At 40.9% G+C, this 25,028-nt stretch carries 24 protein-coding genes; 7 read left to right on the forward strand and 17 right to left on the reverse strand.

Annotated features, from left to right (window positions below; genetic code table 11):
* Positions 1 to 36: 36 nt before the first annotated feature.
* The 5 genes from P2G54_RS11290 to P2G54_RS11310 all read right to left on the reverse strand — a co-directional run bounded on the left by P2G54_RS11290 (position 37) and on the right by P2G54_RS11310 (position 3,158).
* Positions 37 to 726, reverse strand: coding sequence for a DUF547 domain-containing protein (locus tag P2G54_RS11290; RefSeq protein ID WP_345795472.1), 690 nt, complete (start codon positions 724 to 726; stop codon positions 37 to 39).
* A 148-nt stretch (positions 727 to 874) separates the two neighbouring features.
* The gene (locus P2G54_RS11295) at positions 875 to 1,297 is read right to left on the reverse strand and encodes a rhodanese-like domain-containing protein (protein ID WP_275871181.1); all 423 of its coding nucleotides are present in this window, start codon (positions 1,295 to 1,297) and stop codon (positions 875 to 877) included.
* A 132-nt stretch (positions 1,298 to 1,429) separates the two neighbouring features.
* Entirely contained in the window at positions 1,430 to 2,143 is a 714-nt protein-coding gene (locus tag P2G54_RS11300; RefSeq protein WP_275871183.1) for a Crp/Fnr family transcriptional regulator, read from the reverse strand.
* Between the two features lie 70 nt (positions 2,144 to 2,213).
* A complete protein-coding gene (locus tag P2G54_RS11305; RefSeq protein ID WP_275871185.1) occupies positions 2,214 to 2,687 on the reverse strand; it encodes a type I restriction enzyme HsdR N-terminal domain-containing protein in 474 nt (157 codons plus the stop codon).
* Between the two features lie 18 nt (positions 2,688 to 2,705).
* Positions 2,706 to 3,158 carry a helix-hairpin-helix domain-containing protein gene (locus P2G54_RS11310; protein ID WP_275871187.1) on the reverse strand — a complete coding sequence of 151 codons (453 nt, stop codon included), beginning with the start codon at positions 3,156 to 3,158 and terminating at the stop codon, positions 2,706 to 2,708.
* A gap of 420 nt (positions 3,159 to 3,578) precedes the next feature.
* Here P2G54_RS11310 and hemA point away from each other — a divergent pair, with 420 nt between their 5' ends.
* Entirely contained in the window at positions 3,579 to 4,847 is a 1,269-nt protein-coding gene (hemA, locus tag P2G54_RS11315) for a glutamyl-tRNA reductase (RefSeq protein WP_275871189.1), read from the forward strand.
* 84 nt (positions 4,848 to 4,931) lie between these two features.
* Positions 4,932 to 6,494: a WG repeat-containing protein gene (locus P2G54_RS11320; protein WP_275871191.1), complete on the forward strand. Its 1,563-nt coding sequence runs from the start codon at positions 4,932 to 4,934 to the stop codon at positions 6,492 to 6,494.
* Between the two features lie 9 nt (positions 6,495 to 6,503).
* On the opposite strand, the gene floA is transcribed toward P2G54_RS11320, so the two are convergent.
* The 3 genes from floA to proS form a co-directional block, all read right to left on the reverse strand.
* Positions 6,504 to 7,514: a flotillin-like protein FloA gene (floA, locus tag P2G54_RS11325; RefSeq protein ID WP_275871193.1), complete on the reverse strand. Its 1,011-nt coding sequence runs from the start codon at positions 7,512 to 7,514 to the stop codon at positions 6,504 to 6,506.
* A gap of 5 nt (positions 7,515 to 7,519) precedes the next feature.
* Entirely contained in the window at positions 7,520 to 7,978 is a 459-nt protein-coding gene (locus tag P2G54_RS11330) for an NfeD family protein (protein WP_275871195.1), read from the reverse strand.
* A 93-nt stretch (positions 7,979 to 8,071) separates the two neighbouring features.
* On the reverse strand, positions 8,072 to 9,553 hold the full coding sequence (proS, locus tag P2G54_RS11335; RefSeq protein WP_275871197.1) for a proline--tRNA ligase: 1,482 nt from the start codon (positions 9,551 to 9,553) through the stop codon (positions 8,072 to 8,074).
* A gap of 123 nt (positions 9,554 to 9,676) precedes the next feature.
* On the opposite strand from proS, the gene P2G54_RS11340 reads away from it, so the two are divergent.
* Both P2G54_RS11340 and P2G54_RS11345 read left to right on the forward strand, forming a co-directional pair.
* Positions 9,677 to 11,023 carry a hypothetical protein gene (locus tag P2G54_RS11340; protein WP_275871199.1) on the forward strand — a complete coding sequence of 449 codons (1,347 nt, stop codon included), beginning with the start codon at positions 9,677 to 9,679 and terminating at the stop codon, positions 11,021 to 11,023.
* An 80-nt stretch (positions 11,024 to 11,103) separates the two neighbouring features.
* Entirely contained in the window at positions 11,104 to 12,615 is a 1,512-nt protein-coding gene (locus P2G54_RS11345; protein WP_275871201.1) for a long-chain fatty acid transporter, read from the forward strand.
* On the opposite strand, the gene P2G54_RS11350 is transcribed toward P2G54_RS11345, so the two are convergent.
* Genes P2G54_RS11350 through P2G54_RS11360 form a run of 3 tightly spaced genes read right to left on the reverse strand, consistent with a single transcriptional unit; the run spans position 12,605 to position 14,767 of the window.
* The gene (locus tag P2G54_RS11350; RefSeq protein WP_275871202.1) at positions 12,605 to 13,132 is read right to left on the reverse strand and encodes a shikimate kinase; all 528 of its coding nucleotides are present in this window, start codon (positions 13,130 to 13,132) and stop codon (positions 12,605 to 12,607) included. The two genes, P2G54_RS11345 and P2G54_RS11350, sit on opposite strands and share 11 nt — an antisense overlap.
* A complete protein-coding gene (locus tag P2G54_RS11355) occupies positions 13,129 to 14,229 on the reverse strand; it encodes a BT_3928 family protein (protein ID WP_275871204.1) in 1,101 nt (366 codons plus the stop codon). Before P2G54_RS11355 ends, P2G54_RS11350 begins: the two co-directional genes overlap by 4 nt.
* A complete protein-coding gene (locus tag P2G54_RS11360; protein WP_275871206.1) occupies positions 14,222 to 14,767 on the reverse strand; it encodes a DUF1599 domain-containing protein in 546 nt (181 codons plus the stop codon). The genes P2G54_RS11355 and P2G54_RS11360 overlap by 8 nt, the downstream gene beginning before the upstream one ends.
* 14 nt (positions 14,768 to 14,781) lie before the next feature.
* Between P2G54_RS11360 and folP the strand changes: the two genes are divergently transcribed.
* Both folP and cdaA read left to right on the forward strand, forming a co-directional pair.
* Entirely contained in the window at positions 14,782 to 15,666 is an 885-nt protein-coding gene (gene folP, locus P2G54_RS11365) for a dihydropteroate synthase (RefSeq protein WP_275871207.1), read from the forward strand.
* The gene (cdaA, locus tag P2G54_RS11370; protein WP_275871209.1) at positions 15,663 to 16,538 is read left to right on the forward strand and encodes a diadenylate cyclase CdaA; all 876 of its coding nucleotides are present in this window, start codon (positions 15,663 to 15,665) and stop codon (positions 16,536 to 16,538) included. Before folP ends, cdaA begins: the two co-directional genes overlap by 4 nt.
* Before the next feature lie 62 nt (positions 16,539 to 16,600).
* Here the strand turns inward: cdaA and kbl are convergent, their stop codons facing one another.
* The gene (gene kbl / locus P2G54_RS11375; protein WP_275871211.1) at positions 16,601 to 17,797 is read right to left on the reverse strand and encodes a glycine C-acetyltransferase; all 1,197 of its coding nucleotides are present in this window, start codon (positions 17,795 to 17,797) and stop codon (positions 16,601 to 16,603) included.
* Positions 17,798 to 17,949: 152 nt separating this feature from the next.
* Between kbl and P2G54_RS11380 the strand changes: the two genes are divergently transcribed.
* A complete protein-coding gene (locus tag P2G54_RS11380) occupies positions 17,950 to 18,909 on the forward strand; it encodes an NAD-dependent epimerase/dehydratase family protein (RefSeq protein ID WP_275871212.1) in 960 nt (319 codons plus the stop codon).
* A 34-nt stretch (positions 18,910 to 18,943) separates the two neighbouring features.
* Here the strand turns inward: P2G54_RS11380 and P2G54_RS11385 are convergent, their stop codons facing one another.
* The 5 genes from P2G54_RS11385 to P2G54_RS11405 all read right to left on the reverse strand — a co-directional run bounded on the left by P2G54_RS11385 (position 18,944) and on the right by P2G54_RS11405 (position 24,998).
* The gene (locus P2G54_RS11385; protein ID WP_275871214.1) at positions 18,944 to 19,294 is read right to left on the reverse strand and encodes a Spx/MgsR family RNA polymerase-binding regulatory protein; all 351 of its coding nucleotides are present in this window, start codon (positions 19,292 to 19,294) and stop codon (positions 18,944 to 18,946) included.
* A 33-nt stretch (positions 19,295 to 19,327) separates the two neighbouring features.
* Positions 19,328 to 20,620, reverse strand: a complete 1,293-nt coding sequence (gene hemL / locus P2G54_RS11390) for a glutamate-1-semialdehyde 2,1-aminomutase (RefSeq protein WP_275871216.1) — start codon at positions 20,618 to 20,620, stop codon at positions 19,328 to 19,330.
* A gap of 3 nt (positions 20,621 to 20,623) precedes the next feature.
* Complete coding sequence (locus P2G54_RS11395) at positions 20,624 to 22,270, reverse strand: amino acid ABC transporter substrate-binding protein (RefSeq protein ID WP_275871218.1); 1,647 nt, start codon at positions 22,268 to 22,270, stop codon at positions 20,624 to 20,626.
* 171 nt (positions 22,271 to 22,441) lie between these two features.
* Positions 22,442 to 23,971 (reverse strand): glutamine-hydrolyzing GMP synthase, encoded by a 1,530-nt coding sequence (guaA, locus tag P2G54_RS11400; protein WP_275871219.1) that lies wholly within the window; start codon positions 23,969 to 23,971, stop codon positions 22,442 to 22,444.
* A gap of 109 nt (positions 23,972 to 24,080) precedes the next feature.
* Positions 24,081 to 24,998, reverse strand: coding sequence for a phosphotriesterase (locus P2G54_RS11405; protein ID WP_275871221.1), 918 nt, complete (start codon positions 24,996 to 24,998; stop codon positions 24,081 to 24,083).
* Positions 24,999 to 25,028: the final 30 nt, after the last annotated feature.

Raw genomic sequence — 25,028 nt, forward strand, 5'->3', positions numbered from 1 at the left:
GGGTTTGATTGGTGAAAATACCGAAAAACTTGTGTCCTATTCATTAAGATCCCAATTGTAATCCAAATATGAAATGTCCGCACTAGCCAGGATCTTGACCTTACTATATTGATTTAGAAAGTCTACAAGGCTTCCTTTTTTGGTAAAATCCCCTTTGAACCAAGAAAATATAGACGATAAATTAAGGTTTTCAGGGCTGATCTTATTTCGAATTGGATCATTAATGAAAGCCCTGGCAACTCGATCCAGTTGACTTTCCAACTTTTCAGGGACAAAGGCCTCATTTAACAATGGGGGACAGGATACAGATGCACAATTTATTGCAAAGTGAATTCGGGGTTCGTCAAACTCCTTTCTTAAAATTGAGTGTTCGATCTCATCCAAACTGGATTTTTGACCTCCAATTTGAAAAAACTCATAATGCCAAACATCATTTAAAAGCGGGATTTTCAATTTTGGTCCGAGATCCCGGATACTTTTTGTGGGGTAATTATCAACAATCAGTTTGAGAGTAAAGGCATTGTATGCGTTAATCCAATAAGCTAACTGTTGGTTTTTTGACCAGTTTTTTCGGTCTGGAGCATTCTGGCTCAGCAGGTCTAAATATTTTTCCAATTCTGCTCGATCCTGAATAAAACCCTTATAATTCACCTTCCCATCGGAACTTACATGTTTTCGCAAGAGCCCATCCCAAATTTGATGGCTTGGAGCCTTCGTGCCAGCCATTCCTGGTGTCACATTTTTACAGCCCAAGAAAAGTCCGAACATTAAAATAAAATACAAGATTCTCATGAGACTAGGCGGAGCCATAAAAGAGATAGTACTAATGGTAAAACTATTGGAAGCAGGAAACTTCCACAATAAACTTTTGGAATTAATAGACTTTTTCTCCCTTTGTAAGCCAGATCCCCCAAGACTTTGAATAGGTATGCACTTTGGTTGTAGGCTTTCCGTCTGATTCAAGCGTTCTTCCCTGATTGGACCATTCAATTATTCCTCCATAGAGATTAAATACCTGCTTAAACCCGGCTTCCCTGAGCCTTTTCCCGATCTCCTGAGATCTAGCCCCTACAGTACAGTAAATCAAGACAGGCTTTTCCTTATCCAGAGACTCGACATTTTTCATAGAAAAAGTATCAAACCCAACCCAAGTTGCCCCAGGCAAATGACTGACTTTGAATTCCTCTTCCTCACGTGCATCCAGAACATTAAACTTATCCAAATCAGTAATCTCAATCGGCTTTAGCACAGGAAAATCATTCTCATACAAGGTCATCAGGAGTGCCTTATACGCCATTGATTGGGAAAACAAAGGTTGACTTAAAATCAAAAAGCCAGTCACCAAAATGACAGGCTTTAAGATTGAGCAAATAAGATTCTGCTTGGGCCTCATACGAATGAAACTCCTTCTAGGGCTTTTCAGTTTCGATTAAGCATAAAAATCTGATAAACGGGCCAAACCTCTTTTATCCTTAATGATGATTTTTTTTCCTTCAAGTTCAATTAGGTTGTCTTTTTTGAATTCGGAAAGCAAGCGGATGACAGATTCGGTAGCGGTACCCACAATCCCTGCGATTTCTTCTCTACTCAAAATAAGATCGATCTTTTGACTTTCTCCACCTTCTACCCCGTAACAACTTGCCAAGTAAAGTAAAACATAAGCCAAACGCTCACGGATGCTTTTTTGGGTAGCATCTGTAAGTTTTTCTTCCATTACTCCAATTTCATGACTCAATTGCTTGGTAATTCTTTTGAAAAATTGGGTATTAGTTAAAAGAGTGTTCAAAAATGCCTCTTTGGGAATAAAGCAAATTTTAGCATCCTCAATAATCATAGCAGAGTTGGTATAGTTCTCCTCTCCTAATAAGGCGGCATATCCTAGAAAGTCACCTTTTTTGGAAAGATGCACAATTTGTTCCTTGCCATTGGACGCTGTTTTATAAACTTTAACTACCCCTTCGTTAATGCAGAAAATCCCAAGGGGCTTTGTTCCTTCGTAGTATAAAATCTGTCCTTTTCTATGCGATATCAGGTTTTTGTTATCCGAAATGGAGCAAACTTGCTGCTCAGACAACTCCGAAAAAAGCGAAAATTTCCTACTTGCGCATAGCTCACATCGGGTATTATGTAAAGTACTAGACATAATATAATATTCTATTTAATAGATGGTATCAAGTTAAAAAAAGGCTGATGCAAATCATAAAATTTTAAGATCAAATTGGAGATAAAGGGAATTTTTTTTCCTGTAAAAACCTATTTTCCTCATGTGACCACTTTAAACAAACATGCTTCAAGCCATTGCTTAGGATTAGAAACTTTGCCTTAAGTTTTTGATGGTACAGACATGCCTGTTCAAGTGTTTTTTGATTTATTGAAATATTTGGTGCTTTACACTCTATCAATAAATACGGCATACCCTCTTGGTCCCAAACGACCAAATCAGTCCTTTTTTGCAATTGGTTATATTTCAATCCCTTTTCCATTGAAAAAAGACCTTTGGGATAATTTAGATGATGAATCAAATAATTTGCCCAATGCTGCCTAACCCACTCTTCAGGAGTCAGCACCAGATCTTTTTTCCTCAGAGAATCAAATACCCAGAATTTACCTTCCTTTTCCGATAATCTAGGCTCAAAATCCGGTAGATTAAGTTTCGGTAATTGAATGGTAAAATTCTGCTCTTTCATTATCCAAAGATGACTCATTTAGGGGGAATTTCCATCATCAAAATCAAGGTAGGGGCTGATTTTCCTTACCCATTCCCGATCGAAGATCTTGATCTTCAGAAGGTCATCTGCTTGCTGAAACGGACCATGTTGGGTTCTAAAAGCCACTAAAACTTTTGCCTCTCCGAAACCTATATACGGATGCTTTGCCAAATCACCCACATCCCATAGATTCACTTTAATTTTTTGTCTTATCCCCGGATCGAAATCAAAGTAATCCCAGATCTTCTCAATCACATCTGCTTTTAATCCATAGATCTCTCCCAATTGGCTTTTATCCTGAAACCCACCCAAATTTTCCCTAAACTTAATAATTCGCGAAGCTAATGCCGGTCCTACTCCTGGGACTATCTGAAGAGTAATTGAATCACTTTCTGAAAAAGGAATCCTTCTTAAAGATGGAGCTTTTGGAGTACTCCTAGCTGTATCCATAGGGTTAAAAACAGGAGAGGAAGATTGTAACAGGTTTACCCCCTTGCTCTCCAGACTATCCAAAAGAAATCTGATTCTGGAATTAGTATTCCGATGAGCGCCAGCCCGCAATTCCCGCAAAAGAAAAGGACTGAGAATTAATAACAACAAAATGGGGGTCAAAATGATAAAACCTCTTGATTCCTTTCTGGAAAAGCCTAAGTTTACCTTTAGCCAAAAGAAAAAATTTGAAAACATAGCAAAAATGATGATAGAAAAACTCGATAACTGATAAGTTAAGAATATTAGATTAATATGTCAATTTTATCGATCTTTGCACATTAAAATAATTTAGACTTCATCTAAATTAATGATTTGAATTCAAGTTTGGAGCGTTGCCCCACGTTTGTCTGTTAAATTTGTAATGCATACGTGTATAGAATGTCCGTCAAGTTCAGAGCTTTAAGTTTATCCCATAAAACTGCCCCTGTTCAAATCCGTGAGCTAATCTCACTGGATGAAGCAAGCATTCATAGTATATTATTGAAACTGAAGGATTTATTCAGTTTGAATGATACCCTAATCCTTTCTACGTGTAACCGGACAGAGGTTTATTATAACCACGAACTGGACCTAAGTACAGAAATTATCAAATTGATAGGTTTGGAAAAGGGCCTAACAGACGTGGTCAGCTACCTAGATTATTTTGAGATTTTCAATGATGACAGGTCAGCAATCACGCATTTGTTTCGGGTTTCAATGGGCTTGGAAGCTCAGGTAGTTGGAGATATCCAGATTTCCAATCAGGTAAAAAGAGCCTATCAAGCGGCCGCAGACTTGGACATGGCAGGTCCTTTTTTGCATAGATTAATGCACACTGTATTTTTCACAAATAAACGAATCGTACAGGAAACAGCCTTCAGAGATGGTGCGGCTTCCCTTTCGTATGCAACGATTGAGCTGATCGAAAGCCTAACTTCAAATACTTTCCAACCTAGAATTCTATTGATTGGTGTTGGAGAAATTGGGGAGGATGTTGCAAAAAACATGGTGTATTTGCCGGATTCAAAAGTTAAGATCACGAATAGAACTCAAGAAAAAGCAGAAGCGCTGGCCGCAGAATTGGGATTTGAAGTGGTTCCTTTCGAAGACTGCTTCGAAGCTATGGAAGAGGCAGATGTGATTGTCAGTTCCATTCAAAGATCTGAGCCTTTTATCACCAAAAATCTGGTAAGCAAATTTCAGATTCAATCCTACAAGCTTTTGGTCGACCTTTCAGTTCCTCGATCTATTGAAACTACAGTTGAGGACGTTCCAGGAGTGGTCCTGTACAATGTTGACAATATCAGAAGCAAAGCCACAGAGGCACTTGAAAAGCGTCTTTCTTCCATTCCAAGAGTAGAGGAAATTATCAATGAAAGCATTGAGGAGTTCTATGGTTGGAAAAAAGAAATGTTGGTCTCCCCGACCATCAATAAACTAAAGCAGGCACTGGAGCAGATCCGACAGGAAGAATTAAGTCGGTTTATGAAAAATTCCAGTGAAAAAGAATTTGAAGTGATTGACAAGATCACCAAAAGTATGATGCAGAAAATCCTAAAAGTCCCTGTGGTACAATTGAGGGCTGCCTGCAAACGCGACGAAGCCGAAGAAATGATTGAAATTATCTCCGACTTATTTGATTTGGACAAAATCAAATCAGAAAAATAAAACTTGGTTTCCCAAAAAAATGACCAAAGGATGCAACTGTTCTTTGGTCATTTTTATATTTGAGTCTACCTCCGATTAAACCCAATGATCCGAATCTTTACTCTCTTCAGCCTTCTTGTCTTCAATTCCGTTATTTTCAAAGCCCAGGCTCAAAGTTGGGAGGTATATGACAGTGATTTCCAACTCAAAAGCCACTTGGTTTATCAGTCAGTATTACTCTTAGGAGAAAATACAAAAGTTGGGAAAAATGAATTGGGTTTGTATCTACTTTCCAACGAAATGAAGCCCATTGTTGACCTGGAGGGCAGTGAAATCCATCAATACCTCTCCCCATGGATAATAGTTAAAGGTCCTAATGGAATTGGAGCATTCCATGAATATGGTCAGAAAGCTTTGGAACCTGAATATGAGGAAATCCAGACATTTTACAACCTACTTTTGGCAAAAAAAGGAACAGAGTTTTTCCTTTTCCAAAGAGGATCTGGCAAAACCTCTTCCATAGGCCATGCGGAAGAAGGGTGGATCACTAACACAGGACTTGTTATTCTGAAAAGGGAAGGGAAATATTTTTTCCCACTTTCAAAAACCCCAGATAAAGCATTTGACTTTGTTGAAGAAAACGAAGGTGATTACTTACTTGTCAGTACGGAGGAAGGGTTTGGTTTGGCCAATCTTAATGGAGACTTGGTTTTAGAACCCATATTGGACCGACTGATCCATACTAAGGGCAACTTTTTCTATGGGTATGATCAAAACCAATATTTATTGATTGAAGGAGATCTAATCAAGGCAAATATTCGCTACAACTCCTTCCATGAGATCCGATATGAAAATCAGCTGATGACCGAATATATCCATGGCAAACTGCGAAGGATCATGAAAGAAAGCGGTATCCTTTACGACACAGTCGGGATGGTTGATGTAAAGCAAATCGATAGAGACTTGTACAATATCAGATTCAGAGATGGAAGTCTGGGCCTTTATGGGAAAAATGGCTGGTTGGTAAAACCCATGGAAGCCACAGAATTAATCGAAAATGGAAATGAGGGGCTTTTCCCTGCTCGGCAAAATGGATCAAAGGGTTTCGTGAATAAGTATGGCCAATGGGTCATTAAACCAGATTTCATGGATGTGAGAGCCTTTTCGGAAGGGATAGGAACAACCTACCAAAAAGGAAAATGGAAACTTGTCAATCAACAGGGAATAAATGTAGGCCACTTTGAATGGGATGAGATCGGCCCCTTTCAGTCGGGAATCGCTTTTGGCACCAAAGACAACCTGATTTATTTAGTAAACCAATCAGGTGAAAAAATTTCCGAAGACGGTTATGAAAGAATCTATAGAACAGAAAGCAAGTACTTTTTGGTTGAAAAGGCTGGAAAAACTGGCATCATAGACATTGACGGGAATTTGATTTTACCTGTTGAATTTGATTATATCCGAATGGAAAATGGAAAATGGCTGGTAGTAGGCAAAGATCAAAAAACCGGCATTCTGGATCAAAGTGGGAACACCTTACTGCCGATTGTATATGAAGAAATCATCTGGGATAGTTCGTCCCGTTCAATTTATGCAAAGGCAACCTACGAACCAGTTTTGGTTCAGATTCCTGAAGACAGTAGAAAGAAAAGAAAAAGGGGCGATTAAGCCCCTTTCTTATTTCTTCTCATTTTTTCCTTTTCCGGATTCCTTGGAATCCGTATCCGAATTGGCGATGGATTCTCGCATTGATGTATCGGACTTGATATTCTCCATTCTGTAATAGTCCATTACTCCTAATTGCCCGGACCTGAATGCCTCAGCCAAGGCTTTGGGAACTTCCGCCTCAGCTTCCACTACTTTGGCTCTCATCTCTACATTTTTGGCTTTCATCTCCTGCTCTAAGGCCACAGCCATTGCCCGACGCTCTTCTGCCTTGGCTTCTGCAACTTTCAAATCCGCCGAAGCTTGGTCAATCTGAAGTTTTGCCCCAATGTTGGTTCCTACATCAATATCCGCAATGTCGATGGAAAGAATTTCAAATGCCGTTCCTGCATCCAATCCTCTTTGGAGAACAAGTTTGGAAATTTTGTCCGGATTTTCAAGTACACTTTTATGGGTATCGGCGGATCCAATTGAAGTAACAATACCTTCCCCAACTCTGGCCAAAATAGTATCCTCTCCTGCTCCACCTACCAATTGGGCGATATTTGCACGAACAGTCACTCTTGCTTTTGCTATTAGCTGGATCCCGTCAGCTGCAACAGCTGCAACACTTGGAGTATTAATTACTTTAGGATTTACGGAAATCTGCACTGCCTCAAACACATCCCTACCAGCCAAATCAATAGCTGTGGCTTGTTTGAAAGACAAATTAATATTTGCCTTATCCGCAGAAATCAGGGCACGGATTACATTGGGAACATTTCCTCCTGCAAGGTAGTGGGTTTCCAGTTCGTTGGTTGTCAATTGCAATCCAGCTTTGGTTGCTGTTATGAGCGAATTGACGATTACACTTGGTGGTACTTTTCGGATTCTCATTCCGATCAGTTCACCAATACCTACACGTACGTTGGCAAATTGGGCGGTAATCCACAAATTGACCGGAACGAAGTATAAAAAAATGAAAAGTAATATGATTCCTGCAAACGCAGCGAGCAAAATAAACATTGAATTAGATGGTTCCATAATTGTTATTTAACTAAAATTTTATTGTTTTCTATTTTTAAAATGGTCACTTCTGTTTCAACCGGGATAAAACCAGACACTGATTTCACCTCATAGATCGAATCATTAAACATAGCCTTGCCATAGGGTTTGATATCTGACACGGTTTTACCCAACATCCCCTCTTCCAAACCAAGAGTTCTTTCATCAAATGTTCCCCCCCGCAGGGAAGACTTCAATGAAAATTTATTCCAGACTCCTGATTTGAAACTATATACCACTACTGCAAGATTCACAATCACCGCAATAAATGTAATCCACCAAGCAATCTCAGGATCAAAGCTTATAAAGGCATAGGCGACTCCAGCCAAACTTATGGCAAGACCCATGACCCCTACCACTGTAGTCCCTGGAATAAAAAGCACTTCTGCCAGCAACAGAATCAGCCCAATGATCAATAAGCTGGACAAAATCAAAATTGTCATGATCTCTGTATGATTTTAGGTTCCTAAAATACAAGAATCTCCAATACCCTAACCGACTGTAACAAAAAAACCCGGAAAATTCCGGGTTTACGATTAATAAGCTTTTGCAAAAAGGACTCTGCCCTTGGACGGGTTCCCCGTGTATACACATTGGCCTTCCTCCTCTTTTTGATCCAAAGGTATGCAGCGGATCGTAGCTTTGGTGAGCTCTTTGATTTTATCCTCCGTTTCGGATGTACCGTCCCAATGTGCTGATACAAAGCCACCTTTAGTTTCCAAAACAGACTTAAACTCCTCCCAACTATTCACTTCTGTGGTTTTCTCTTCTCTGAAATTGAAGGCCTTTTGGTAAATGCTATTCTGGATTTCATCCAATAGCGACAAAATCTTTTCTTGTATAGGTTGACTGGACAATTCAAACTGCTCTTTGGACAGATTGTCCCTTCTTGCAATTTCAATGGTGCCGTTTTCCAAATCTCTTGGACCAATAGCGATACGTACCGGAACCCCTTTCAATTCATATTCCGCAAATTTCCAACCGGGCTTATGAGTATCACGATTATCAAACTTCACGGAAATACCCACTTTGCGAAGCTCCACCATTATTTCATTGGCCTTTTCGGAAATTGCTTCCAATTCAGCATCTCCTCGATAAATCGGAACAATCACTACCTGAATTGGTGCCAACTTGGGAGGTAATACCAATCCGTTATCATCGGAGTGGGCCATGATCAATGCTCCCATCAAACGTGTACTTACACCCCAAGAAGTCCCCCAGACATAGTCCAAGCCACCTTCTTTGTTGGCAAATTTCACATCAAAGGCTTTTGCGAAATTTTGTCCTAAAAAGTGGGAAGTCCCAGCCTGTAAAGCTTTTCCGTCTTGCATCATTGCCTCGATACAGAAAGTTTCATCGGCTCCTGCAAAACGTTCATTTTCAGTTTTTCTTCCTTTCACAACCGGAACGGCCATGTATTCCTCAGCAAATTGAGCATAGACATTCATCATCTGAACTGTTTCATCCATAGCCTCCTCTTTGGTTGCATGAGCGGTATGGCCTTCCTGCCAAAGGAATTCGGCGGTTCTTAGAAACAAGCGCGTTCTCATTTCCCAACGGACCACGTTGGCCCATTGATTAACCAATAGAGGAAGGTCACGATAAGATTGAATCCAGTTTTTATAAGTGCTCCAAATCACGGTTTCAGAGGTAGGCCTTACTATCAACTCCTCCTCAAGTTTCGCTTCTGGATCGACAATAACCCCAGTTCCATCCTCAGCATTCTTCAAGCGGTAGTGGGTAACAACTGCACATTCTTTTGCAAAACCCTCCACATGGGATGCCTCTTTGCTTAAATAAGATTTCGGGATAAAAAGAGGAAAGTATGCATTGGTGTGACCGGTTTCCTTGAACATCCGGTCTAGCTGGGCCTGCATTTTCTCCCAAATAGAATAGCCGTAGGGCTTGATGACCATACAACCTCTTACTGCTGAATTTTCAGCTAAATCTGCTCGTTTTACTAACTCGTTGTACCAAAGGGAATAATCCTCACTGCGCTTAGGTAGTCCTTTACTCATACTATATTGATTGGGATATGAATTGTCTATAAATTTGCTAAATTGTAGCGTGGCAAATATACCTAAAAAGAATAACCCTTCATGCCACAACTCGTATAAGAAGATAACAATCTAACTTCAACCATGAAGAATTCAACCATATTAACCACTTCATTAATTCTGGGCTCTGTAGTCTTGGCTTCTTGTAGTACAAGTAACCTTGCTACAAGTGGTGCTTCTGACAACATGTATTTTATGGCTTCAGATGCCAGAATGGTCAATGAGTATGCTGTACAAAACAACAATCCTGACTCATTTCAAAATTTGAACTCGTTGGATACTGACAGTTATTCTCAAGAAAACTTCAGCAGCAGAAATGTAAATCCGGACTACATCTCCAGATATCAGGCAGATGAAACCGCAGATGAAGACGAGGTAGTATATTTTGATGAAGACGGCGTTGACCAAGGCAACCCAGATATCAACGTTTACAATAATTACTATGTAGGAGGAGCTCCAGCAAGAACAACTTTCAATTCTGCTTTGGCCTTTAATATGGGGTTCATGAGTGGCTTTAATCCATGGGGTTTTGGGTTCTATGATCCTTTCTGGGGGCCATCATGGGGTTTCAGACCAGGATTAAGCCTAAACTTGGGTTTCGGATTTGGTTATTACAGTAGTTTTTTCAGACCATCCTTTGGTTATAGAGGATTCTATGATCCATTCTGGGGACCAACTTGGGGGAATCCATATTTTGGTTGGGGAGGCTATCCTATGTATAACTCCTTTTATTCCTACAGACCTACCTATATTCTTCCTGGTGGAGAATATGCAAACAGAAGAGTAATTCGCTCAAGCAGACCCACTAGAGGTGCTACTTTGGCCGGTTCCAACTACAGCGGAGCTCGATCTGCTGCCTTGCCAAGTACCGCGAGAGCTCAGGCAAGAAGAGATGCCATGGGAACCGCTTCAAGAAACTTGGTTTCATCAGAAAGAAATAGAGTTTCCGCACGTGATTTCGGTAGTAGCCAAAACGATTATTATAACTCAGGAAGGTCACGAGTTGAATCCTCGAGAAACGTGAATTCACCCGCCATGAATAGATCATCTGCAACTAGAAGCAGAAGTGCAATGTTAAGTGCAAGACCGAGTTACGGTACTTCAAACAGCAGATCTTCTATCCCTTCCCGGGGAATGAATAATTACAACAATTCAAGAAGAGGCATTAGTCCTTCCTACAATCGATCTATGAGTCCTTCCTACAACAGAAGCACTGCTCCAGGAAGAACAAGCTCTCCTTCTTACAATAGAGGAAGTGGAACAAATACCAGAACCTATACACCAAGTAGAAGTAACAATTCATCTAGCTTCTCTTCCGGTAGAAGCTCTAGTGGAGGTTTTAGTTCTGGAGGAGGAAGCGTAAGTTCCGGTGGATCCCGGGGAGGTGGCGGAAGCGTCTCTTCAGGATCCAGAGGAGGAAGGGGGAATTAATTTCCCCCTTTTTTTTTCTAAAACTCTGTCACAAATTCAACTTTCAAACGTTTAATAAACCGTTACAAACTATTAAATAAATGAGGTTATCTTATTTGTTTGGTGCAGCCCTCTGCATACTTAGCTTTTCTGTAAATGCGCAAAGCGGATATTTTGAAGATGCTTTGAGGTTTAGCCAAACTGTACCAGCTGGATCTGCAAGAATCATGGCCTTGGGTGGTACCCAATGGTCCCTTGGCGGAGATGTTTCCAACATTGCAGGAAATCCTGCGGGACTTGGCTTCTTTAGGACTTCTGAGGCAAGCATTACCTTGGGATATACTGATTGGAAATCAGACACCCGATTTATGGGGCAATTAAGAAACTATGCTACGACTGACTTTGCTATCCCCAACCTATCTGTGGTTTTCGCCAGCCCAAAATCTGAATTCGAAAGAGGCAGTTTCAAAGGAGGATCCTTTGGAATCAGTATTCAAAGAATTGCCAATTTCAACAATGAGTTCGGATTCTTTTCGGATCAGATGGGTGAAAGTTCCATCATTGATTTCTTTTTGCAGGATTCCGATGGGATTCCCGAAAGTGAGATTGAATCTTATGGATTGACTGGTTTGGGATATCTAACCTATCTTATCAACCCTATAATTTATGATCAAGGTGGAAATGTGATTTCCAATCCGAACACATATGATTCATTTGTTCTTGGCTTTCCTTTCCAAGATGAAAATGTTACTCAGGAAGGATCAGCTAGCCAAATAACTTTTAGTTATGGCGGGAATTTCGAGCATAAGCTTTTTGTAGGAGGTTCATTGGGAATTCGCTCAATTAGTTATAATTCCTTCAAGATCTATCAGGAAGAATTTGTCAACGAGCCTCTCGCAAGTTTATCGCTTTCCGAAAACCTATTTATTAATGGATCCGGAGTAAATTTAAGTCTTGGCGTGATTTACAAACCAATTGACTACGTCAACCTAGGTTTTAATTTTCAGACACCTACTTGGTACAGCCTGAATGACGAATATGAAGCGAAAATCTCTGCCAATTACAATAATTATTATTTCGAACAGGAAGATGTGACTTTAGGAAGAGAGGAAGCTGTTACTGATATTTTCCTGAGTACTTACGGGCTCAACTCGCCATTAAAAATCGGTGGAGGTGCCACGTTCTTTGTGGGTAAAAAAGGATTCATCTCCGCTGACTTGGATTGGGTTGATTACAGTACCGCACGAATCAATTCCAATGATTTCGATGAAGAACCAGACAATCAAGCAATCAGAAACCTCTATACCAGCACTGTCAATTTCCGATTAGGAGCAGAAGCACGAATTAATGATTTTAGACTTCGTGGCGGATATGCTTACTTTGGCGACCCTTACATGGATTCCAACTTTGACAGAACCACCCAGCAACTAAGCGGTGGTGTGGGACTAAAACTCAATAACCTCTCCCTTGACTTCACTTTGGTAAATCAGACTTTCAATTCCATTTATCGATCCTATCAAGTACTGGACTCCCAAAACAACAACTACGGCCCAATGACCGAAATTGAAAACAGTATCTTCAAGGGAGTTTTGACCTTAGGAATTAATTTTTAAGCAAGGAAATTAATTCAGAAACCAATAACTCAGCGGAAAAATCAGTTCCGCTGAGTTTTATTTTTGCCTGATTGTAAAAATGAGAACGATCGGCATCCAAATTTTTGAGTTTTAGGGTGATTTCACCAGAATCCAAATCCTGAAACATAGGACGATTTTGAACTTTTGACCCCAACCTTTTAGCAATTTCCTCCAATGGAACATCTAGATAAACGGAAACCCCCTTTTCATTGATCAAATCCATGTTATTATTGAAACAGGGGCAGCCTCCACCGGAGGCCAAAATAAAAGATCTATCCCAATCCAAGACTTGCTCAAGCGTCTCTGTCTCCCATGTCCGAAACTTTCCTTCACCATACATCGAGAAAATTTCCGGAATCTTCATTTGGTATTTTTCCTCAATCAGCTGATCCAAATCGTAATATGGAAAGTTCAGAGAAGACGCAAGTTGCTTTCCAAATGTGCTTTTCCCAGACCCAGGAAGGCCAACTAGAACTACTTTCAAATTATTCTTCATTGAATGTAAAAGTCCAGAACCTCACCTGCTTCGGGCGTATTGTTGTGATGGTACTTGGCCAGAACTGTTCCGTCCTTCAACAACAGAATACCTGGATTTGCCCGAATAATAGTCTTAACAACAGTGGCATCTGCCTGCAAGGTCAATAAATCCCAGCCCCTACTTTCAGTCAAATCTCTGATTTCCTCCATGGATGCAGCCGCCACCAAAACAGGTTGTATCGGAGAGTCCTTCAGTGTTTTCAAAAGAAGATCAATTTTATCCAAATTAGCATCATTCATTTTTGCACGGTTACTGATTAGGATCAATAATTTATTCCCCGTCAAAACCTCCTGTGAATAATCTCCCTCCTCATTCCAAACAGAAAAGTCAGAGATCTTGGGCAATGCTTCTGGATTTTTAAGATTCATCTCTACGAACTCATACCCTTCCTCTGTTGGGTATTGATCAAGGGCAACCAACTCTCCATCTTTTCTCATGATATAGGAATAAGCCAGAGGAGCTGAAGGCTGCATATTTTGAGGAATATTTACTCCAACTTTATAAGCTCTAAAATCTATAAATGGCAAATTCCGGATGGCGGTAACTGACAAAATTAAGCACAACACCAAAGTCAAAAGAACAGTACCTTTAGCCCAGTTGTGGGAAGATTCTGGCAGCAGTTTCCGCAAGCCTATGATTCCCCCAATCATAACCAGCAAGACCAAATCTTTGTAAAAGGATTCCCAAGGGGTCAGCTTGATGGCATCTCCAAAACATCCGCAATCAGTCACTTTATTGAAGTATGCTGAGAAAAAGGTCAAAAACGTAAAAAACAAGATCATTGCGGCCAGAGACCACACTGTGAGTTTGCTTTTGACACCCAAAATCAACATCACTCCCAAAACAACTTCCACGACAACCAAGAATACGGCTAGGTAAAGAGCAAAGGGCTTGAAATAATAAAAGAAGCCTGCGATGTCATTGGAAAACACATCAAAATACTCCTCCAACTTGATAGCTGTACCAACAGGATCGTTGACTTTGATCAGGCCTGAAAATATAAAAAGTCCTCCCACTAAAAGGCGGAGGATCCAAAGCAATGCTTGTCTATACATGGTAACCGAGTTTGATCAAACAAAAAACCGAATAATTAATCATGTCCTGATAATTGGCCTCTATGCCTTCTGAAACTAAGGTTTGTCCTTCATTGTCCTCAATCTGCTTCACCCGAAACAATTTCATGAGGATAATATCCGTCATAGAACTCACACGCATATCCCTCCAGGCTTCTCCATAATCATGATTCTTATCTTCCAGTAAGCCCTTAGTGTCATTTACCCATTTATCATATACCGGCTCCAAATCCTCAAAAGGAATTTCCATCCGCTCATCCTTTGCAAAACTCACCTGCAAAAGAGCAATCAAACAATAGTTGATAATCCCCACAAACTCATCTGCAATTGGATCGCTGACTTTCTGATTTCCTTTTTCTTGGATTGACCTAATCCGCTGAGCCTTGATAAAAATCTGATCGGTAATGGAAGGAAGCCTCAAAATCCGCCAAGCTGTTCCGTAATCGATGGTTTTCTTCCGAAATAATTCTTTACAACGGGAAATTACTTCCGTATATTCGTTACTGGTTTTAGTCTCCAACTTATTTTAATTTAATGTATCCTGCCTCAGGCTATTCATCTTCGATCGAAGATAATTTATTTCCTTTAAAATATACACTTCAAATTAAGGGAAGGCTTATTGTTTGGGACAAGCCGCAGATCATGGGGATTCTAAACACCACGCCTGACTCTTTTTTTGACAAAAGCCGAGTGAGTCTCAAAAAGGACCAGGTTTTAGCGAAGGCCGGGAAACTGATTGAGGAAGGAGCTTCTATTTTGGACATTGGAGGCTATAGCAGTAGACCAGGAGCAAAAGAGGTAAGCCTTGAGGAAGAAATCAATCGTGTCGTACCGGCTGTGGAATGGATTACCGAACATTTTCCTGAAACCCTAGTATCCGTAGACACCTTTCGCTCAAGGGTAGCCCAACTTGCGATTCAATCCGGAGCTCATATTGTAAATGACATTTCTTCAGGAGATTTGGATGAGCAAATGATCAATACAGTAGCATCCCTTCGGGTCCCTTACATCGCTATGCATATGAGGGGAAAGCCTGAAACCATGCAAAGCCAGACCCAGTACAAAGACATTCTGGGTGAACTATTGAACTATTTCGCTCAAAAAGTAGATTTAATCAAAAAGTCGGGCATCAAAGATGTAATTATTGATCCAGGGTTTGGATTTGCAAAATCTTTGGAGCAAAATTATTTTCTGCTTCGGAATTTGAATTATTTTAAGACCCTAGGTTTTCCCATATTAGTGGGTATTTCACGCAAATCCATGATCTACAAACTTTTGGATTGTAATCCTGAGGATGCATTGAATGGAACCACGGCATTGAATATGGTGGCTTTGCAACACGGAGCCAACATCCTTAGGGTACACGACGTAAAAGAAGCTAACGAAACATTGAAACTATTCAGCACAGTTTACTCTTGACACTACTTTTCAAAATAGGATTTTTAGACATCTCCATCGTCAATATGATTGATATTGCGCTGGTGGCAGCCCTATTGTATCAGGTTTACAAACTATTGAAGGGAAGTGTTGCTATTAAAATTTTCCTTGGCTTTCTATCCATTTACCTGATCTACCTTTTGGTTAGGGCTCTCCGAATGGAGTTGCTTTCCTCCATTCTAGGCCAGTTTATGGGAGTAGGTGTAATGGCAGCTATTATTATTTTCGCCCCTGAGATTCGGAAGTTTTTACTATTGATCGGGAGGTCTTCTTTCTTGTCGGATGACAATATTTGGAAGGATATTCTCTTCTTTTGGAGAAAAAGAGATAACGCCTCATTTAATATCAGCCCAATCATAGATGCTTCCAAAACACTCGCAGGAAGCAATACTGGAGCTTTAATGGTAATCTCCAAAAGTACAGAGTTGAAATTCTATGCCGAAAGTGGCGACATTCTAGATGCAGAACTTTCCAAAAGATTGCTCATCTCCATTTTCAATAAATACAGCCCATTGCATGATGGAGCTGTAATTATACACAATGGAAAAATCAAAGCAGCGCGCTGTATCCTACCGGTAACTGAACGAGAAGTTCCTGCTCAATTTGGTCTAAGACACCGAGCGGGCATTGGTATGTCTGAGGCAACCGATGCCATTATTCTTATTGTTTCCGAAGAAACTGGTCAACTTTCCATGGCCAAAAACGGAAAGATCCTTCACAACATGTCCTTTCAGGAAGTTCGAGAAACTCTGAATGATTACCTCAACAACTTGGATGTAGATTCCAGGTTTGAGAATCTGGAAGATTATGAGGTAATGAAAAAACGGAAAATGGCAATGACCAGTAAGTCCTAAGCCATAAAAAAAGAAGGGGTAGTCTAGATAACTACCCCTTCTTTTTATATAAAGTCTGATGGTTATTTTATCACTCCAAGCTCCTTACCTACTTCCACAAAGGCTGCAATTGCTTCATCCAAGTGGTGTCGTTCGTGTCCAGCTGAAATCTGCACCCTGATTCTTGCCTGTCCCTTTGGAACAACCGGATAATAAAAACCAATCACATAGATCCCCTTTTCCAACAGCTTCTCAGCCATCTTCTGCGACAGAACCGCATCATAAAGCATGATTGGAACAATTGCATGCTCTCCGGGCTTGATATCGAATCCGGCTTCAGTCATCTTCGCACGGAAATACTTCGTATTCTCCTCTAACTTGTCCCTCAATTCAGTAGTCTCGGAAAGCAGGTCAAAAACGGCTATGGAAGCCCCAGTAATCGAGGGAGCCAAAGTATTGGAAAATAAATATGGTCTTGAACGCTGACGCAGCAATTCAATGATTTCCTTTCTTCCTGAAGTGAACCCTCCAGAAGCTCCACCCAATGCTTTGCCCAATGTCCCGGTGATGATGTCAATTTTACCCATCACCCCTCTATATTCATGCACACCGCGTCCGGTCTTACCCATGAAACCTGTGGAATGACATTCGTCAGACATAACCAAAGCTTCGTATTTCTCGGCCAAATCTACGATTTTATCCAACTGGGCAATTGTTCCATCCATGGAGAAAACACCATCTGTCACGATTATTTTCTGTTGGGCACCGGCAGCTACAGCTTCTTTTAGTTTGGCTTCAAGATCAGCCATATTGTTGTGCTCAAATCGATATCGCATGGCCTTACACAAACGTACGCCATCAATAATCGAGGCATGATTCAAGGCATCTGAAATTATGGCGTCTTCCGGCCCAAACAAAGGTTCAAACACTCCCCCATTTGCATCAAATGCAGCAGCATACAAAATAGTGTCCTCAGTACCCAAAAACTCGGATATCTTCTTTTCCAGTTCTTTATGAATATCCTGTGTACCGCAAATGAAACGAACAGAGGACATCCCAAATCCATGCGTATCTATAGTAGCTTTAGCTGCTTCAATTACACGGGGATGAGAAGAAAGACCCAGGTAATTATTTGCGCAGAAGTTAAGAACCTTCTTTCCCCCTGCGATAGTAATCTCAGCAGCTTGGGGAGAGGTGATGATCCGCTCTCTTTTAAAAAGCCCCGCTTCTTCTATTGATTGTAGCTCTTTTTCTAATTTGGGTTTAAACTGGTCGTACATTTTAATTGGAATAATTTTTAGCAGATAATTTCAAATTTCCGTTGGTCAAAAATTCGTTCTGACCCTGTGTTTTTTGTTAATTTTGCGCAAGCAAACCCAAATATAAACAAAAAGCCCCGCTTCAAATGGAGGCTTTTTTGATTGACTGCCAAATGGAAAAAATTTTAGTAATCGGAGCAGCTGGTCAGCTTGGATCCGAACTTACCAAAGCGCTTGCAGACCTTCATGGAAACGATCAGGTTATCGCTACTGACCTCAACGAATCTGCCAGAAGTAAATTCGATTTTTGCCGATTTGAGGTTTTGGATGTGATGAACAAGGAAGCGCTTGAAAGTTTGGTTCGATCTGAAGGTGTCACCCAGATTTACCATTTAGCTGCCGTTCTTTCCGCAACAGGTGAAAAAAAACCACTGTTTGCCTGGCAGTTAAATATGGAAAGCTTGTTATCGGTACTTGAGCTCGCCAAAAACCTCAAACTCAATAAAATTTATTGGCCTTCCTCTATCGCTGTTTTCGGACCCAATACACCAAAAATCAATACTCCTCAATTCTGTGTCAAGGAACCAAACACCGTCTACGGTATTTCCAAACAGGCTGGTGAGCGCTGGTGTGAATATTATTTTGAAAAATATGGAGTAGACGTCCGAAGTCTTCGATATCCAGGTCTGATAGGCTACAAATCCCTACCTGGTGGTGGCACCACGGATTATGCAGTTGAAATCTACCACAAGGCTCTGGCTGAAGAGAAGTTCAACTGTTTCCTAAAGGAAGATTCAAGTCTGCCAATGATGTATATGCCGGATGCGATCAAAGCAACCATTGATCTAATGGAAGCCCCAAAGGAATCCATTAAAATCAGATCAAGCTATAATCTAGCAGGGATGAGTTTCACTCCAAAGGAGATTTTCGAAAGTATCAAAAAACATCATCCGGATTTTGAAATCGAGTACATTCCTGATTTCAGACAGGCAATCGCGGACAGCTGGCCAGATAGCATTGATGATAGCAGAGCCCGGGAAGATTGGGGCTGGAAACCAGATTACAACTTGGACACGATGACGCAGGACATATTGAAAAATCTTCCGGATTATTTTCCTCCGGTAAAAGGATAAAAAAAGGCGGTGATTATACACCGCCTTTTTTGCTTTAAAGCTTACTTTGGATTTCTTCAGGGTCAAAACCCAAAGTCAAAGAACCATCCTGATAGACGATGACCGGACGCTTGATCATACTGGAGTTTTCGACCAAAATCGGCAAAGCAGACTCCTTTTGCTCCAATGCTGACTTCTGGCCCTCATCCATCTTCCTATAGGTAGTCCCCTTTTTATTCACGAGACTTTCCAGAGATGTTTTATTCAGAAAACCCTCCAATAATTCCACGGTAGGTTTTTGCTTTTTGTAATCTATAAACTCATACTCTACTCCTTTTGACTCCAAAAAGTCAAAAGCTTTTTTCATAGTGTTGCAGTTCTTGATTCCGTAAACTTTCAAGTTCATTGTCTTATTTTTTTGAATTATTAGTTGGGAATTTCAGGAATGGATTTCAATCATACTTTCTCGATGTGCCTGTAGAATTTTACCAATCAACTCCTCATTCAAAGCTGTAGAAAGGAACAAACTTTCAAACTGGGAAGGAGCCAGATAGACTCCTTTATTCAACATGGATTGGAAATACTTTCCAAACAAAACAGTATCGGACTTTTTAGCTGTAACAAAATCAACAACTGGCTCCTGAGTAAAAAACATGGAATACATACTTCCCAAATGGTTCACCGTATAGTTAAACCCTAACTCCTGATTGATCTTCATTATTCCTTCAGAAATTTTTCTGCCAATTGTAGTCAGCTCACCATATACTTCATGATGTTGATTGAGGTAGTTGAGCATTGCCAGTCCAGCTGCCATGGCAATTGGATTTCCTGACAAGGTCCCCGCTTGGTAAACAGGTCCCGCGGGAGACACATGCTCCATGATTTCCTTTTTTCCCCCGTAGGCCCCTACTGGCATCCCTCCACCAATAATTTTTCCTAAAGTGGTCATATCTGGAGTAATTCCGAATAGCTCCTGAGCACCTCCAGGCGCCAACCGAAATCCCGTCATGACTTCATCAAAGATCAATACAATTCCCTCACGGGTACAGATTTCACGGAGGCCTTCCAGATATCCCTGTAGAGGAATTGCTAGCCCCATATTCCCAGGAACCGGTTCCAAAATCAAAGCAGCAATTTCCCCTTTATTGGCTTCGACCAATTTTTCAATTGCATCAAGGTCATTGTAAGGCGCCAAAAGTGTATCTTTTGCTGTTCCCTTGGTCACCCCAGGGGAATCAGGATTCCCCATAGTAATCGCTCCCGAACCTGCAGAAATCAAAAAGGAATCACCATGCCCATGGTAATGACCTTCCATTTTGATTATTTTGTCACGCCCTGTATACCCTCTGGCAACACGGATCGCTGACATAGTTGCTTCTGTGCCTGAATTAACCATTCGGACTTTTTCCACTGAGGGGACCATGCTCACAATCAGCTCCGCAATTTCAACTTCCCGCGCCGTAGGAGCTCCAAATGACAAGCCATTATCAAGAGCCTCGATCACAGCTTTCTTGATCATGGGATGATTATGACCTAAGATCATTGGCCCCCAACTATTGATGAGTTCAATAAAGGCATTGCCATCCTCATCATACAAAAAAGCACCATCGGCCTTTTTGATAAAAAGTGGTTCTCCTCCTACTGCACGAAAAGCTCGTACTGGAGAATTCACTCCTCCCGGAATAAAATTTTGGGCATAGGCAAATAGCCTTTTACTCTCTGAAATATTCATGGTTTAGTTTAATGGTTTCAATTCACCTGCTTCAAAACCGAAAACAGGCACATATTGATTGGAATTGCTGTTTTGGAAATTGAATCCCCAAGTAAGCTTACCCTTTTGGAAAGCCCCCAAGTCAAGGCTTTTTCTGAAATCATACCCGGAAACCGGACCAAGATTTAAAGAAATCCAATAAAGCAATTCATAGCCTAAAGAGGCATTTAGAGTAGGATAAGTCAAATACCTATTGTAAAACCTCTGTTTAAACTTCTTCATTTCCTCCGACTCGAATTCAGGCACATTGTTAGAAATGAAGTAGAAATTGGGAAACTCAAGCATCTCATAATTGGCAAAATTAAAGGCCAACCATGAATCCATCACGACAACCGGGACATCAGAAGTGACTGATTCAATGAGTCCAAAAGTAGGCTGGGCGATAGAGGGATCATCTGTCAAAATGATGATTTGATCTACTAGATTTTCCAAACTGTCACGACCTGTGGTGATCCCCAATTCCTGCAGAAACTGTCCTGTACTTGACGGAGTCAGTTGCTTCATATTGATCTGGAAAAACCCCTCCTGCAACAATCGCTGTTGTAGCATTCCTGCAAGTCTTTCATCCCGTGAACTGTTACTATAACCGATGGCAAATTTCTTGCCCCAATTTTGGCGTTTCAGGCTTCTTACAATCCCTTCCGAAAGGTCATTTACCGAGGGCCTGAATAAAAAACTGTATTCCCTATTGGCGAATCTTTCACCCAAATTGGACAATGGATGAATAAATGGAATTTTGGCGTTTTCAGCAAAAACACTCACCAAGTCTGCTTCATCCTGATAAATAGGCCCAATAATGGCATCTGCCTTTAAAATAGAAGGGTCCTGAAGAAGATTTTTCAGGTAAGCCAAATCTCTTCGGGAATCAAAAGTCAACAAATTTACCTGCCTTTTTTCCCGTTTCAACTGATCCACTCCCAAGGACAACCCTTGGTAAAGCTCATAAACGAATGTATTGGGAGAAATAGAATCATTACGGGAATTGAAATCCGTAAATGGCAAAATCACTACCAAATCCAATACATCGTCTTTTCCTGTTCCGGTAGCTTCACCCAAACCACGTAATTCATAGTATAGGGAACGTTCATCGGATGACAAAACCGTCTTTGATTGCAAAACTGCACTCAAAGCCCCTACATACCCAGGATTTTCCTTAAATCCCTGCAAGTTGGAGACTAGAAAATCCGGGGAGGAACTACTCAGATATTTAAATGTCAGGTCTGAAACATTTTCTTTCAAATCTGCCGATTGAACCTGAGCCAATATTCGAAGCGCATCTAGGTTTTGTGAATTTTTGAACATTGCCTCTGCCACCAGAATTTTCACTTCATCAGCATTTTCCCAATCCAGTTCTATTATGGGTTGCAACACTTCAAGAGCCTGCAGAGTTTGATTGGTTTCTAAAGAAGCTTTAGCAAAATAAAACCTGGCATAATTGGATAAATTGCCATATTTCTCACTATTCAAATATTCTCTGAGAGAATTCATTGCCTCCACATAATTCCCGGTACTGATTTGACTTTTTGCCAGAGAAAATCCCTCCGGAACAGTTTGGGAAAAGGTTAAATTCAGAACAAAAAATAAAGGTAGGATAAAGAGATACTTTCTCATGAATTGAAAGGGGATCAAACGTTTCAACTAATCGGACAAATTTAAGGCATTATTTTCAAACCCAAAGTTTGGAAATAAAAGTCCCGAAAATACAAAACCCGAAGCCAAGACATCGGGTTTTGTTAAATTTTGTCCTTAGTCTTTTCAGACTCAGGATATGAGATTTATAGTTTATTCCCACTCGATGGTTGCCGGTGGTTTGGATGAGATATCGTACACCACTCTGTTGACACCTTTTACACGGTTGATAATTTCATTGGACATTTTTCCAAGAAACTCATATGGAAGGTGAATCCAATCAGCGGTCATTCCATCAACCGAACCTACAGCTCTTAAAGCCACTACCCGCTCATAGGTTCGCTCATCTCCCATCACACCTACAGACTGAATTGGAAGCAAGATGGCTCCTGCCTGCCAAACTTGGTCATAAAGACCATGATCCTTGAGACCTTTGATGAAAATATAGTCAACCTCTTGAAGCGTTTTCACCTTTTCTTCGGTTATGTCTCCCAAAATTCGGATTGCCAAACCTGGGCCTGGGAAAGGATGGCGACCAATGATAGTTTCCGGAATTCCCAAAGCTCGTCCTACCTCTCGAACCTCATCCTTAAACAAGGTATTCAAAGGCTCAACCACTGAAAGCTTCATAAAATCAGGCAATCCACCCACATTGTGGTGGGATTTGATAGTTGCAGAAGGTCCCTTTACAGAAACGGATTCGATGACATCAGGATAAATGGTACCCTGACCCAACCATTTTACTCCTTCAATCTTATGGGCTTCGTCGTCAAAAACTTCAATAAATACACGACCAATGGCCTTTCTTTTTGCTTCAGGATCAGTCAAGCCTGCCAATGCATCATAAAAACGCTGTTTGGCATCTACCCCAATCACATTCAATCCCATATGTTTGTAAGAATCCAGAACTTCCTCAAATTCATTTTTTCGAAGCAGTCCATTGTCTACAAACACGCAAGTCAACTGATCTCCAATGGCACGGTGGATCAATGTAGCAGCTACAGAAGAATCAACTCCTCCTGAAAGGCCCATTACCACTTTATCCGAACCAATTTTGGCTTTCAAATCCTCCACTGTCACATCGATGAAAACATCAGAAGTCCAATCTTGGGAACAGCCACAAATTCCAACCACAAAGTTTCTAAGCAGGTTTTTACCTTCTGTACTATGCGTAACCTCCGGGTGAAATTGAATTCCATAGGTTTTTTCTCCCTCAACTTTAAAGGCAGCTACTTCTACAGAAGAAGTACTGGCAATCACTTCAAATCCCTCGGGTAATTTTTTAATGGTATCTCCATGAGACATCCAAACCTGGGAACCATGAGTCATTTCCTTCAACAAATCATGATGCAAGTCAATATGGTCCAAGTTGGCCCGGCCATACTCACGGATAGTTGAAGGCAATACCTCTCCCCCATATTTTTGAGCCAAAAGCTGGGAACCATAACAAACCCCCAGAATAGGCAACTTACCTCTTAGACTATCCAAGTCTAAGTCAGGAGCACCTTCATCTCTGACGCTACAAGGTGAGCCGGATAGGATCACACCTTTAATGTCATCAGTAATCTCAGGAACCTTGTTAAAAGGGTGGATTTCACAGTAAACGTTCAGTTCTCTAACTCGTCGGGCGATAAGTTGTGTATACTGAGAACCGAAATCTAGGATTAGGATTTGTTCTGCCATGCGCAAAGGTAAGCAGGCTCAGCAAATTGACGAAGTGTTCTGATAATTTTTACAGAATATTGTTTGGTTTAAATTACCCAAACTCCAAACCCCGTTCAAAAAGCACATCTCATTCCAATATCCCATCCAAAGCAAATGCATTTTGGGGATTCGTTAAGAGCAATTGATCCCAATCTTCTTTTGAAAATCCCTCCCTTTCCAATCTTGGCATCAACTCCTTGAAAATTGCGGTAAATGGATGAAAATTCCCTCTATTTCCCTTTTCCGGATCATACCAACCGGCATCATGTGAAATTAAAACATGGTCCAAAATCCCATGTTCTTTGGCAAAAAGCAATCTTTCCACATAAGGTTCCACTTCCCATCCTATGCCATCCAGGGAAATCCAAACACCAAGTCGAGCGGCTTCCAGGTAATTTTGAAAATCCTGCTCTGCTTGTGCATGCACCCAAACAAAGGAGGAAGGTTCAATTCCCATCTTCTGCAATATTTCGACTTCTTGTTGGGCAGTAGACCAAGTACCAGTATGGGAAGCGATTTGAAGGTGAGTGGCTTGATGGGTTAGTCCAGCTGCTTCCACCAACTTGGCATCTACTTCCAACAAAGGACTTTTTTCATTGACGGATATTTTGATAAATCCCGGCTTAACCCCCGTATTTTCTATTCCATTTTCAAACTCTGAAATCCATCTTTCTGCAAGTTGTGAGGCACTTTCTTCCAGTGAAAAGGATGGAAGATACTTGCCTCCCACCGCTCCGTAAAAACCGGTATTGCTGACAATTTGAATACCTGACAGCAAACTTAATTCTTGAAGAATTAAAGGATCCTTAGCCAAATAACTTGGAGTACAGTCGAAAATGGTTTTCACTCCATATTCTTTCACCTCTAGTAAATAAGGTAAAACTTTCGCAATCACGGAATCTTTGGAATAACGGTCGGGAGAAACAGAATCCGCGCCAATAAAATCCACCAGCATGTGCTCATGAATCAAGCTTAAACCTAGGGAATCCGCAGGTATAGAGCCCAAAACTGTGTGAACGTAGGTTTTTGATTGAGG

Origin of the sequence: Algoriphagus sp. CAU 1675, from assembly GCF_029222925.1 — a bacterium.
Classification (GTDB): domain Bacteria; phylum Bacteroidota; class Bacteroidia; order Cytophagales; family Cyclobacteriaceae; genus Algoriphagus.

Excerpts from the sequence above, each read along its gene's own strand:
- folP (WP_275871207.1), top strand. The coding sequence starts at position 14,782 with ATGTATCCTGCCTCAGGCTATTCATCTTCGATCGAAGATAATTTATTT.
- P2G54_RS11305 (WP_275871185.1), bottom strand. The coding sequence starts at position 2,687 with ATGAAAGAGCAGAATTTTACCATTCAATTACCGAAACTTAATCTACCG.
- P2G54_RS11330 (WP_275871195.1), bottom strand. The coding sequence starts at position 7,978 with ATGACAATTTTGATTTTGTCCAGCTTATTGATCATTGGGCTGATTCTG.
- P2G54_RS11355 (WP_275871204.1), bottom strand. The coding sequence starts at position 14,229 with ATGTATAGACAAGCATTGCTTTGGATCCTCCGCCTTTTAGTGGGAGGA.
- P2G54_RS11300 (WP_275871183.1), bottom strand. The coding sequence starts at position 2,143 with ATGTCTAGTACTTTACATAATACCCGATGTGAGCTATGCGCAAGTAGG.
- P2G54_RS11295 (WP_275871181.1), bottom strand. The coding sequence starts at position 1,297 with ATGGCGTATAAGGCACTCCTGATGACCTTGTATGAGAATGATTTTCCT.
- P2G54_RS11290 (WP_345795472.1), bottom strand. The coding sequence starts at position 726 with ATGGCTGGCACGAAGGCTCCAAGCCATCAAATTTGGGATGGGCTCTTG.
- floA (WP_275871193.1), bottom strand. The coding sequence starts at position 7,514 with ATGGAACCATCTAATTCAATGTTTATTTTGCTCGCTGCGTTTGCAGGA.
- P2G54_RS11350 (WP_275871202.1), bottom strand. The coding sequence starts at position 13,132 with ATGAAGAATAATTTGAAAGTAGTTCTAGTTGGCCTTCCTGGGTCTGGG.
- P2G54_RS11345 (WP_275871201.1), top strand. The coding sequence starts at position 11,104 with ATGAGGTTATCTTATTTGTTTGGTGCAGCCCTCTGCATACTTAGCTTT.
- hemA (WP_275871189.1), top strand. The coding sequence starts at position 3,579 with ATGTCCGTCAAGTTCAGAGCTTTAAGTTTATCCCATAAAACTGCCCCT.
- guaA (WP_275871219.1), bottom strand. The coding sequence starts at position 23,971 with ATGGCAGAACAAATCCTAATCCTAGATTTCGGTTCTCAGTATACACAA.
- P2G54_RS11320 (WP_275871191.1), top strand. The coding sequence starts at position 4,932 with ATGATCCGAATCTTTACTCTCTTCAGCCTTCTTGTCTTCAATTCCGTT.
- P2G54_RS11380 (WP_275871212.1), top strand. The coding sequence starts at position 17,950 with ATGGAAAAAATTTTAGTAATCGGAGCAGCTGGTCAGCTTGGATCCGAA.
- P2G54_RS11395 (WP_275871218.1), bottom strand. The coding sequence starts at position 22,270 with ATGAGAAAGTATCTCTTTATCCTACCTTTATTTTTTGTTCTGAATTTA.
- P2G54_RS11310 (WP_275871187.1), bottom strand. The coding sequence starts at position 3,158 with ATGGATACAGCTAGGAGTACTCCAAAAGCTCCATCTTTAAGAAGGATT.
- proS (WP_275871197.1), bottom strand. The coding sequence starts at position 9,553 with ATGAGTAAAGGACTACCTAAGCGCAGTGAGGATTATTCCCTTTGGTAC.
- hemL (WP_275871216.1), bottom strand. The coding sequence starts at position 20,620 with ATGAATATTTCAGAGAGTAAAAGGCTATTTGCCTATGCCCAAAATTTT.
- P2G54_RS11340 (WP_275871199.1), top strand. The coding sequence starts at position 9,677 with ATGAAGAATTCAACCATATTAACCACTTCATTAATTCTGGGCTCTGTA.
- kbl (WP_275871211.1), bottom strand. The coding sequence starts at position 17,797 with ATGTACGACCAGTTTAAACCCAAATTAGAAAAAGAGCTACAATCAATA.
- P2G54_RS11385 (WP_275871214.1), bottom strand. The coding sequence starts at position 19,294 with ATGAACTTGAAAGTTTACGGAATCAAGAACTGCAACACTATGAAAAAA.